The organism is Lactococcus hircilactis, assembly GCF_009601015.1.
In the GTDB taxonomy this organism is placed as follows: domain Bacteria; phylum Bacillota; class Bacilli; order Lactobacillales; family Streptococcaceae; genus Lactococcus; species Lactococcus hircilactis.
The window spans coordinates 17155-27320 of the sequence record NZ_WITJ01000023.1 but is presented as its reverse complement, the minus strand read 5'-3'; the positions used below and the strand labels follow the sequence as shown (position 1 = coordinate 27320).

17 protein-coding genes, 1 tRNA gene and 1 pseudogene are annotated in these 10166 nt (G+C 37.3%); all 19 read left to right on the top strand.

Annotated elements, in window-relative coordinates; genetic code table 11:
• Positions 1–217 (top strand): annotated as a pseudogene (locus GHI93_RS12885) (hypothetical protein); the annotation flags it as partial.
• The gene (locus tag GHI93_RS11730) at positions 210–755 is read left to right on the top strand and encodes an NAD(P)-dependent oxidoreductase (RefSeq protein WP_153497212.1); all 546 of its coding nucleotides are present in this window, start codon (positions 210–212) and stop codon (positions 753–755) included. The pseudogene GHI93_RS12885 and the gene GHI93_RS11730, both read left to right, overlap by 8 nt.
• A gap of 53 nt (positions 756–808) precedes the next feature.
• A complete protein-coding gene (locus GHI93_RS11725) occupies positions 809–1198 on the top strand; it encodes a hypothetical protein (RefSeq protein WP_153497211.1) in 390 nt (129 codons plus the stop codon).
• Entirely contained in the window at positions 1195–1443 is a 249-nt protein-coding gene (locus GHI93_RS11720) for a hypothetical protein (RefSeq protein ID WP_153497210.1), read from the top strand. The genes GHI93_RS11725 and GHI93_RS11720 overlap by 4 nt, the downstream gene beginning before the upstream one ends.
• The gene (gene dcm / locus GHI93_RS11715; protein ID WP_153497209.1) at positions 1440–2708 is read left to right on the top strand and encodes a DNA (cytosine-5-)-methyltransferase; all 1269 of its coding nucleotides are present in this window, start codon (positions 1440–1442) and stop codon (positions 2706–2708) included. Before GHI93_RS11720 ends, dcm begins: the two co-directional genes overlap by 4 nt.
• Positions 2709–2755: 47 nt before the next feature.
• Positions 2756–3154, top strand: a complete 399-nt coding sequence (locus GHI93_RS11710; RefSeq protein WP_153497208.1) for a DUF3850 domain-containing protein — start codon at positions 2756–2758, stop codon at positions 3152–3154.
• A gap of 64 nt (positions 3155–3218) precedes the next feature.
• Positions 3219–3410, top strand: coding sequence for a hypothetical protein (locus tag GHI93_RS11705; RefSeq protein ID WP_153497207.1), 192 nt, complete (start codon positions 3219–3221; stop codon positions 3408–3410).
• A 101-nt stretch (positions 3411–3511) separates the two neighbouring features.
• The gene (locus tag GHI93_RS11700) at positions 3512–3934 is read left to right on the top strand and encodes a RinA family protein (protein ID WP_153497206.1); all 423 of its coding nucleotides are present in this window, start codon (positions 3512–3514) and stop codon (positions 3932–3934) included.
• A 352-nt stretch (positions 3935–4286) separates the two neighbouring features.
• Positions 4287–4358, top strand: a tRNA-Met gene (locus GHI93_RS11695).
• A 72-nt stretch (positions 4359–4430) separates the two neighbouring features.
• Positions 4431–4943, top strand: coding sequence for a terminase small subunit (locus GHI93_RS11690; protein ID WP_153497205.1), 513 nt, complete (start codon positions 4431–4433; stop codon positions 4941–4943).
• On the top strand, positions 4933–6168 hold the full coding sequence (locus GHI93_RS11685; protein WP_153497204.1) for a PBSX family phage terminase large subunit: 1236 nt from the start codon (positions 4933–4935) through the stop codon (positions 6166–6168). Before GHI93_RS11690 ends, GHI93_RS11685 begins: the two co-directional genes overlap by 11 nt.
• Positions 6169–6176: 8 nt before the next feature.
• Positions 6177–7679 carry a phage portal protein gene (locus tag GHI93_RS11680; RefSeq protein ID WP_153497203.1) on the top strand — a complete coding sequence of 501 codons (1503 nt, stop codon included), beginning with the start codon at positions 6177–6179 and terminating at the stop codon, positions 7677–7679.
• The gene (locus tag GHI93_RS12880) at positions 7636–7800 is read left to right on the top strand and encodes a hypothetical protein (protein WP_170272447.1); all 165 of its coding nucleotides are present in this window, start codon (positions 7636–7638) and stop codon (positions 7798–7800) included. The genes GHI93_RS11680 and GHI93_RS12880 overlap by 44 nt, the downstream gene beginning before the upstream one ends.
• 41 nt (positions 7801–7841) lie before the next feature.
• Positions 7842–8072 carry a hypothetical protein gene (locus GHI93_RS11675; protein WP_060416457.1) on the top strand — a complete coding sequence of 77 codons (231 nt, stop codon included), beginning with the start codon at positions 7842–7844 and terminating at the stop codon, positions 8070–8072.
• A complete protein-coding gene (locus GHI93_RS11670; protein ID WP_153497202.1) occupies positions 8069–8356 on the top strand; it encodes a ribosomal-processing cysteine protease Prp in 288 nt (95 codons plus the stop codon). Before GHI93_RS11675 ends, GHI93_RS11670 begins: the two co-directional genes overlap by 4 nt.
• A gap of 4 nt (positions 8357–8360) precedes the next feature.
• Positions 8361–8489, top strand: coding sequence for a hypothetical protein (locus GHI93_RS13210; RefSeq protein WP_281347499.1), 129 nt, complete (start codon positions 8361–8363; stop codon positions 8487–8489).
• A gap of 10 nt (positions 8490–8499) precedes the next feature.
• The gene (locus GHI93_RS11665; RefSeq protein ID WP_153497201.1) at positions 8500–9459 is read left to right on the top strand and encodes a minor capsid protein; all 960 of its coding nucleotides are present in this window, start codon (positions 8500–8502) and stop codon (positions 9457–9459) included.
• 47 nt (positions 9460–9506) lie between these two features.
• Positions 9507–9929 carry a hypothetical protein gene (locus tag GHI93_RS11660; RefSeq protein ID WP_153497200.1) on the top strand — a complete coding sequence of 141 codons (423 nt, stop codon included), beginning with the start codon at positions 9507–9509 and terminating at the stop codon, positions 9927–9929.
• Between the two features lie 48 nt (positions 9930–9977).
• On the top strand, positions 9978–10136 hold the full coding sequence (locus GHI93_RS11655; RefSeq protein WP_153497199.1) for a hypothetical protein: 159 nt from the start codon (positions 9978–9980) through the stop codon (positions 10134–10136).
• The last annotated feature ends 30 nt before the right edge of the window (positions 10137–10166 follow it).

Sequence of the window (10166 nt, the reverse complement as noted above, 5' to 3'; positions counted from 1 at the left end):
AAGCTATAGAATAAATTTAACTATCAAAGAATCAACTATTTTGCTTGAAAGCATGGAAGGGCTTATTGATGACAAAATAGTACTCCAAGAACAGATTAACACTGCGAAAAAGGCACTGACAGAAATAGCTGGTGGTCATACAGTTGAAGACGCAATATTTAATCATCAACTTATTGCAAGTAAAGCACTCGCAGCGATTGGAGGGGATGATGAGTAAAGATTGGATTGGGAATAAAGCTGCAACTTTTGCAACTCTTGCAGCCAGTAATCACAGCAAAGGCGAACGAGAAGTAAATGATTATTACGCTACAGAACCAAAAGCAGTTGAATTATTGCTACAAAAAGAAAAGTTTAGCTCTATTATATTAGAACCCTCTTGCGGAGAAGGGCACATATCCCAAGTTCTTTTGAATAGCGGTTATGCTGTAAAAAGTTCAGATTTAATCAATCGAGGATTTGGTGAGGTGAAGGACTTTTTCGAAGTTGATGAGTTTTGTGGAGATATTATCACAAATCCGCCTTATAAAATCGCACTTGATTTCGTAAAACATTCTCTTGATATTATTCCTGAAGGCAATAAAGTAGCCATGTTTCTAAAACTACAATTTCTTGAAGGTAAAGCAAGAAAAGAATTTTATAAAGAAAATCCACCAAAAAAGATTTATGTAGCTAGTGGTCGATTGAACTGTGCTAAAAACGGAAAATTTGAAGAGTTTAAATCTAGTGCTGTTGCATACGCTTGGTTCGTATGGTAAAAAGGTTACCAAGGTAGCCCAGAGATAGACTGGATAAATTGAAGGGAGCGGCAATGAGTGAACCAAGTGGATATTTACTTCATGGAACTGCATTTAGCAGTAAAGAAGCAGCGTTTGAAATACTAGTTCATAATCATGAGCAAGAATTAAGATTTCATAAACTTTGGGATGAAGATGCTCAACCATATTATTTTGAATCTCAACCCCAGCTCACGATTCCGAAAAGCATTGCGGATAAACTAGATGATATTTTTAATGGATTCGTCAGAGAGCGAGATAGTCGTAATATTTGGACTTTGTTATATCGAGCAGCGGAAATGGATTATGAAATCGGTGATGAGTTGGAGGTATTACTACCAGATGAAAACCAAGTTAATATCGCTATTGCCTACCTCGCAGGCAAAGCCCTCGGAGTTGATTTAGTGAAAGTGGTGGAGGGATGAAAATTGAATTAGAAACAAGGCCTTGCTTGGTAACTTTTAGTAGTAAAAAGCAGGTCGAAGGAACTTTTATGGGACTATTTCAGCATTCGTATACTCATGGAGATTCACTAATAGTTGGAGGATTTAAAGCAGGGACTGTCGCTTATCCTATTGCTATTGTAGAAATCAATGGAAAAATGTCAGAAGTACGAATTAGTCAGATTGAATTTCTTGATGTTGTAAAAATCGATGAGGTGGAGGGATGAAATTCTTAGATTTATTTGCCGGCATTGGTGGCTTTAGACTTGGACTTGAGCAAGCTGGACATGAATGTGTAGGATTTTGCGAAATCGATAAGTTTGCCCGGCAGAGTTACAAAGCCATTCACAACACAGAAGGAGAACGAGAATATCATGACATTACAACAGTTAGCAATGAAGAGTGGCGAACCTTACGAGGAACAGTTGATCTTATTTGCGGAGGATTCCCTTGCCAAGCTTTCTCCATCGCAGGTAAAAGAAAAGGATTCCTTGATGAAACTCGTGGAACGCTATTCTTCGAGATTGCCAGAGCGGCTGAACAAATCAAACCACGGACTTTATTCCTTGAAAACGTTAGAGGGCTTTTATCTCACGACAAAGGGCGAACTTTTAGAACTATCATATCCACCCTTGATGAATTGGGGTACGATGCAGAATGGCAGATACTTAACAGCAAAAATTTCGGAGTTCCACAAAACCGAGAACGTGTGTTCATTATCGGACATCTTAGAGGAGAACGTGGACGAGAAGTATTTCCTATCACCAGAGAAAACTCAGGGGCTATTGATGTTGTAAATAAAGAATCAGGTATGCCTCGTGAAACTAATCGTGTTTACTCTTCAGAAGGATTAAGCCCAACTTTAAATACAATGCAAGGTGGGGGACGAGAACCTAAGATTGCTATTCCTGTCTTAACTCCTGATCGAGCAGAAAAAAGACAAAACGGAAGAAGGTTTAAAGAAGATGGCGATCCAATGTTTACAATAACTGCTCAAGATAGGCATGGAGTAATTTTATCTGGAAATATTAATCCAAGCGAAAATGGTATGAATGGAAATGTTTACGATTCTGATGGACTAGCTCCGACATTGACAACAAATAAAGGAGAAGGTCCTAAGATTGTCCAAAAGCCAAGAGGATATAACAAGGGAGGAGAGCATGAAGTTGCACCAACATTATCATCTAATTCTTGGCACGAAAATAATTTGCTGAAAGTTGGCGGTATTTACAAGAATGTATCAAAAACTCATCAACGGGGAGTTTTACCAGGATTAAGCAGAACTTTAAAATCTCAGAATCATGATGCAGGTATATTTGATGGAATAAGAATTAGAAAGCTGACACCTCGTGAATGTTGGCGACTGCAAGGTTTCCCTGATTGGGCTTTTGACAAGGCACAAGAAGTAAACTCAAACAGTCAACTATACAAGCAAGCTGGTAACAGTGTGACAGTACCAGTGATTTACGAAATAGCAAGGAGATTTGAATGACCGACAAACTAATATCGCTGGTCAATGACTGGTGGGGAGGTAATTGAATGAAAAATCATGAATTAAAACTAGATATCAGATATTTTGATGATGTGAAATATGGTAAGAAAAATTTCGAGATACGCAATAATGACCGCAATTTTAAAGTAGGAGATATTTTGGAATTAAAAAGGTTTGATGGTAGTGGTTATGTTGCAGATGTAGGAGTTCTTGGAAATCCATACATGCCAGTTGATAAAGAGCATGCTGACACAATCAAAGTAAGAATTAAATGGATGTCTAGACACTTAGATGACTATAACAAGATTCTGGAAGATGCTGGACTTAGTTTTTCTATTGAATCTGTAGGCTTAACTCTTGCTATAGAATATGTTATTAATGACTACTTCCACACTAACACACTTCCCGATGGTTATGTTGTGCTAGGAATAGAGGTGATTGAATGACAATACTAATAGTGCTGTCAGTGCTGATGCTAGGCGTGAATATTTATGAGATTAGGAGAAGAAAATGAAATTTAGATTTTACAGTGCCGAATATATCGGACTAGACGGAAAAAGACGCTGCAATACGTTAGAATGTGAATTTAAAGACCTCGATGAAGCGACTGAATTTATGCGAAGAGGATCAATCACGCAAGACGATTTAGGAATGGCTTTTATTCCGTTAGTTTGCGAGGCGATAGAGGAAGAGGACAAATGAAAAATTTATGGGTATTACATGAAAATAAAAAAGACCGCTGGGAACGGGCTTCGTTGAAAGATTTTCTAACTTAATTATACCACAAAAGGAGAACTTGATTAATGGCAGATAAGTTAGATAGAATTATTGGAGATTACGTTAATGGCAGACTTGAAGCCAGAATAAAATCAATTGAAAGTAGATATCTTTATAAGCAAAAAGTAGATAACTTAGGCATTCGTACAGCTTATTCTGGTGGTTCGGAACAATTAAGCCATGTTTTAAATAAAGAAGCGCTTGAAAATGATGAGGAATACATCAAGCTCAAAGGCCTGATGTACCAATTCAGCTTGTGGTACGAACCTTTAATTAAGGAGGAAAAAGAAATAATCAAGCTAAAACACTGTGGTTACGGTGGTTTTACATGGTACAGAGTAATGATGGAACTTGATAATGAAGGTATTGAGATTTCAGAAAAGAAAGCTAAGTTTATTTACTACCGATTTAGAAAAGATATAAACCCTCATATTGGATATTTCATTTGAAAGCATGGGTCAAATTGGGATAAAAACGACACGAAAAAGGCACGAAATTGGAGTGTTGCTCCTTATTTTTGCTGATATACTTGTATTATGAAGTAAAAGGCAAAAGCAAAAAACAACAACTAATTCGGTTTGGATATACTTCATAGCGTTGCTGGACGATAAAACCAGCGTAGCAAGGAAAGCACCACTGGAGAGTGCGCAGGGTTCGACTCCCTGACTTGCTATTGCCATTTGATGGCGCCAATGATTAGGTGTATGGCTATATACTACCTGATTCAACCCGTGCAGGGTGCAAGCACAAAACATGAAATAGTCATTTGTACTTTGCTTTTGCAAGAGCTGAGTACATTAAACAGGATGGGTGGCAAGGCGTCACGCTAGTTTCATAAGCTAGAATAGAACGGTTCAATCCCGTTATCCTGAATTATATTTTATTACAGGTTGTCCAATGGGCAGCCTTTTATTGTTGGATTCACAAATAAGATAGGAGGGAGGTATGAAACTTACCAAGAAACAGCAAGATTTTGCTGACTATTATATTGAGTTAGGAAGTGCTGAAGAAGCAGCTATTAAAGCTGGATATTCAAAGAATTATGCTAGAGCGAGTGCATACAAATTGTTGGCAAATGTTGGCATAAAAAAATACATTGATAAGCAAATCACAAAGCTGGCTTCTGAGCGTATTATGGGTGCTCAAGAAATACTTGAAAGGCTCACCTTGATTGCTAAAGCCGAGATTACAGAGACAGTTGTTGTAGCAAGTGCAGACGGATATGCGGAAGTTGAAAAACCTCCTGATTTCAAAACGCAAATACAAGCAATGAAGGAACTTCTTAAACGTTATCCTGGTAATGATAAATTACTTGAACAAACTCTTCGCAAACTTACTGCAGAAGCTGATATTGCTGAATTCAAAGCTGCAATGATACAATCTGCAACTGATAAATCAACTGAAGAAAAATTGGATGAATTGCTTGGTAAAATTAGTGAGGTTATAGATGATAAGTGATATTTATAGCAAAAAACAAATCGATGTTTTAAAGCAAACGGTAAATAAAGACTGGTTCATTGCATTGCTTCATGGTGCTAAGCGTTCAGGAAAAACAAAGATGAACAATGATTTGTTCTTGTTCGAGCTTAGGAGAGTGCGCAAAATTGCTAATGATGAAGGCGTTAAAGAGCCAATGTATATTTTAGCAGGCGTTTCGTCAGCAACGATTCAAAAGAACATACTACAAGAGCTTTACAATATGTACAATATATCTCCTAAGTTTGATAAACATAACAACTTTAAATTATTTGGAGTAAAAGTGGTTCAAGCTTATACTGGAAATATCGGTGGAGTCGGTGCCATTCGTGGTATGACAGCATACGGAGCTTATATCAATGAAGCGTCACTTGCTAGACAAGAAGTGTTTGGTGAAATTGTCTCACGTTGTTCAGGAAGTGGCGCTAGAATATTAGCGGATACTAACCCTGATAATCCTGAGCATTGGTTAAAGAAAGAATACATAGACAAGCCTAACAAAAACGTTAAGGCTTTTCATTTTGAGCTTGATGATAATACTTTCTTGTCCAAGCGATACCGAGATAATATCAAGGCAGCAACGCCAAGCGGTATGTTTTACGACCGTGATATAAAAGGACTTTGGGTGTCCGCTGATGGCGTGGTATATAAGGACTTTGACGCAAGCAAGCATTATATTAACTCTAGCGCGTTGCCAAGCCTATCTAAGTTCTATTGCGGTGTTGACTGGGGATATAGTCACTGGGGCTCTATTATTGTCATTGGAGAAACAGATGATGGCACGGCTTATCTTGTTGAAGAGCATGCCAAGCAGTATGAAGAAATAGATTACTGGGTTGATGTTGCTAAAGGTATTCAAGAACGTTACGGTTCACGAGTTCCATTCTATTGCGACAGTGCAAGATCTGAGCATGTTGCGAGGTTCAAGAGGGACCGCATCCAAGCATTTAACGGAGACAAGGCAAGGCTTAGCGGGGTTGAATCAGTAGCGAGACGCTTCAAGCGAGACAAGCTATATATATGCAGAGATAGGGTTGAGAAGTTCCCAAATGAGATATATCAATATGTTTGGGATGAGAAGTCAGGAGAGCCAATTAAGCAGTTTGATGATGTTCTCGATTCTGTTCGTTATGCAATTTACACAAATGAAGTCATGAACAGCAAAAAAGCAAACATTGTAAACAAAGCAAGCCTTGGCTTTTTATAAGGAGAATAATGGCAATTAAAATAAATAGAGAGATAGCTGGAGATTTAAACAATCCAAGCCCTGAGTTGCTGAATTATTGCATTAGTCAGCATCAAATGAGCCTTGAACGGCTTGAGAAACTGTCAGATTATTATGACGGAAAGCAAAAAATTAATGAAAGAGTGAAAGAAAATAGCGGTGCTCCTAATAACAAATTAGTTATTAACCACGCTAAATATGTCGTTGATATGAACGTTGGGTTCATGGTAGGAAATCCTGTTGCTTATACAAGCAGTGATGATATTCAATCTATTCTTGACGCCTATACTAAAGTAGACATTGTCTCTCACGATACAGAACTAGAAAAAGACCTGTCAGTCTTTGGCATTGGATATGAGCTGATTTATTTAAATGATGATGATAGTGGAGTTTATGCAGATATTAAGTGCATTGACCCTCGTGGCATTTTCTTAGTGACTGATGACACGATAGACGCAAATCCTTTATTTGCAGTCCATTATCAGCCTGTTATTAACTTGCAAGGAGGAACTGAGTATTATCTAGTTAAATATTACAACGATAATCGAGTAATAACCTATAGAGCTTCTTCAATTGGCTTTGGAGACTATGAGTTAACTGATGCTAAACAACATTATTTCAACGCTGTACCAGTCATTGAATATCGAAACAATGAAGAGCGTCAAGGAGACTTTGAACAGGCAATTAGCTTGATTGACGCTTACAACCTGTTGCAATCGGACAGATTAAACGACAAAGAAGCCTTTGTAGATGCTATTTTATTCATTCGTGGATTTGAGTTGCAAGATGGAGACGGAGAGAGGCTAGCAACTGAAAAGATGTTGCAAACTTCTGCTAGCCCTAACGAAGTTGATGCGAGTTATTTAACCAAGACCATGGATGAGGGCGGAGTTGCTATCTTACGTGATGCTCTGCTTGAAGATATTCATAAAATCACATACATTCCAAGCATGAATGATAAAAATTTTTCTGGAAATGTCAGTGGAGAAGCGATGAAATATAAGCTTTTCGGACTGTTGCAACTGATGGCAATTAAAAAGCGGTACATGGTTAAAGGATTACGGCAGAGACTGCAAATCTTTGCTAATTACTTGAAAATTAGTAATAAAGTAATTGATATTGCAGGAATTAAAATCAAGCTGAAAGAAAACTTACCTGTCAATACAACAGATATTGTTAATCAGATAGTGCAAGCGCATCAAGCTGGAATCTTACCGCTTAAAGTGTTGCTTTCATGGCTTCCAGATATTGATAATGTCGATGAAGTGCTTGAACAGTTGAAAGAAGAAAAAGAAGACGCAATCGAACTAAATCAAAAAGCAATGGGAATCCAAGCAGGGGATAGCCATTCAAATCTTGATGATCCACCTGATGAAAATGAGGAAGAAAATCAAGATAACAACAATAACCAGTCTGACAATCAGACCAATCAAAAAGGAGACCAAGAAAATGGCCAAAACAAAAACAACAAAAAACAAAACTCAAAAAACTAATGCTAAAGCAGCAAAAACTCCTAAAGTAACTAAAACTAAGGCAAAAACTGCTTCTAAAACGTCAACTACTAAAAAGAAAGTAGTCAAAAAACCAGCAGCAAAAACAAAAAAAGCTAAATAAATACAACTTTCAATAAAATATAGAAAGACATGGTAAATAAAATGGGATTTGAACTTAGTGATAAAACTATTGAAAAACTTAACATAATCGGCGAAGATTTCGCTAAACTCCTAACCGAACGGGCAGCTAAAGAGCAAAACGAATTAGCAGAAGCTTTTAGAGCCACTGCTATAAATGGAAAATCTCTTTATGATGAATGCTTAAAACAAGGATTCGATAAAGATGAAGCTATTAAATTTTCAGTTGGATTTCTTGTTGGTCTTTCGAAATGATTACAGCAAAGTTTAAAAAGCAAAATAATCAAATCTATTGGTATCAAGTGACTGGCCATGCAGGCTTTGCAAATATCGGTAATGATATTGTATGTGCTGGTGTATCTGTCTTATATATCACAGTTACAAACACACTGTTAGCCGCGGGAAGAACGTTTGAACGTGATGAGGGCTATTTTGTACTTGATGCCAATGATTATGATATGGCTTGCTTAAAAGTGCTATATGACGGAATTAAGGCAATAGCTGAACAGTATCCAGAAAATGTGAAAGTAGAGGAATAAAAAGATGGATCTTACAGAAAAAGATTTTGAGGATAATTTGCCAAACAATGAACAAATTATCGACGCTGCGCTGATGGCTGGAATAATTGATAGCATTACAGTTTCAAATATAAGTTCAAGCAAATTGACTTAGGAGGATAATCATGTCCGACTACTGGCAAAAACGAGCGCTTGATGCTGAAAAGAAAGTAAATGACGGTGCTAAACAGCTTGAGGAAGTCGTAGCGCAGGCGTACAAGCAAGCGCAAGACTATCTTGTAAAACAGACAGCAAAATTATTTACACGCCTTAAACAGCAAACAGATATGTCAGAAGACGATGCAAAGAAATTTCTTAATCAGACAGTGCCAATTTCTGAACTGGTAGAGCTTAGAAAACTTGCTAGTGATATAAACGAGCCTGAGTTACAACAAGACGCTAAAAGGTGCCTAACTGGATTAGCTCTTAAGCATAGAATAACAGTTGCGGACGACATGAAAGCAAAGTCTTATCTAGTAACAAAACAACTTGCGGATGTCCAGATTGAAAAGCAAACAGCTTTTTATATCGATACTATCCAAGACGCTTACAAGGAAGCTACATCAGAGGATGTCATTCGAGAAGTCAAAGCAAACGCAAAAGGAAAGACAGCCAAAGAAATTTGGAATAAAAAAGAGCATGATTTTAAACAACTTTCTACAAAATCTGTGAAAAACATTCTTGATAGTCACTGGCAAGGAAGCAACTATTCCAAACGCTTGTGGGGAGATACTGAAGCGTTAGCCAAACGATTAGAAGAACTATTCACGGTTGAAGCATTAACTGGCATGAGTGAATTCAAGATGGCGCAGACGATAGCAAGCGAATTTGACCGCTCTATTAACGTTGCTAGGCGTTTAATTCGTACTGAGGCTAATTATATGGCTAACCAAGCAAAGCTTAAATCATGGAAAGATAGAGGCGTAGAGAAGTACCAAATCATAGCTATTATAGATGAGCGAACCTCTAGCATTTGCAGAAGTCAAAATCACAAAGTTTATTTGATTAAAGATGCGGATGTTGGCGTAAATATGCCACCGTTTCATCCGTGGTGTCGCTCAATAATTTCTTATTACAGAAAATGAGGTGATCTAACATCTCGCAGTTATGCGTTAAATAACAGGAGATTTACATGACATTCAATTATTATAACGATCAAGATGGAGACTTAGTCATTATAGATAAAGAAGTGCTCCCAAGTGGTATGACAGTGCAAATTGAATTCGAATTATACGAGCTTAACAATGTTGCTGTCGCTAATGTAAGCTTAAACGTTTATAAAAAAAGAAAGCAAATTGAACGGAATACTCTGTGCCAAAGTGGTAAAGATGGATTTAAACCTCTGTTTTGGGCAATGAATAAGGTCAAGGAATTTGAAGAATATGCAAAGACTGAATTATATAATCCTTTGCCTTGTTATATTCAAGTTTATTGGGCAGATAACAGAAGGGCGAGATTATACAAACGGTACTTACCTAGATATGGTTTTGAGTTAAAAAATTTCGGGCAAGGCACGATGTTATACAAAAAAATAGAAACAGCTAATCAAATATAAAGCGTTTGTCACTGACAGGCGCTTTTCTTATGCTCAAAGGAGGTAAAAATGAAGTTTGATGTTTTAAGTTTTGAACAGGGTAAAGGATTATGCCTCAATGGCGAACCATTAAAAGGCGTGACAGGTTTTGAATTGGTTTCAGGGGCTAATGAAATATCCCAATTAAAACTAACAATGTATGTTGATGTAAAAAACATTGATAAATAAATTTTAAGCCCTTGGTATTCCATGGGCTTT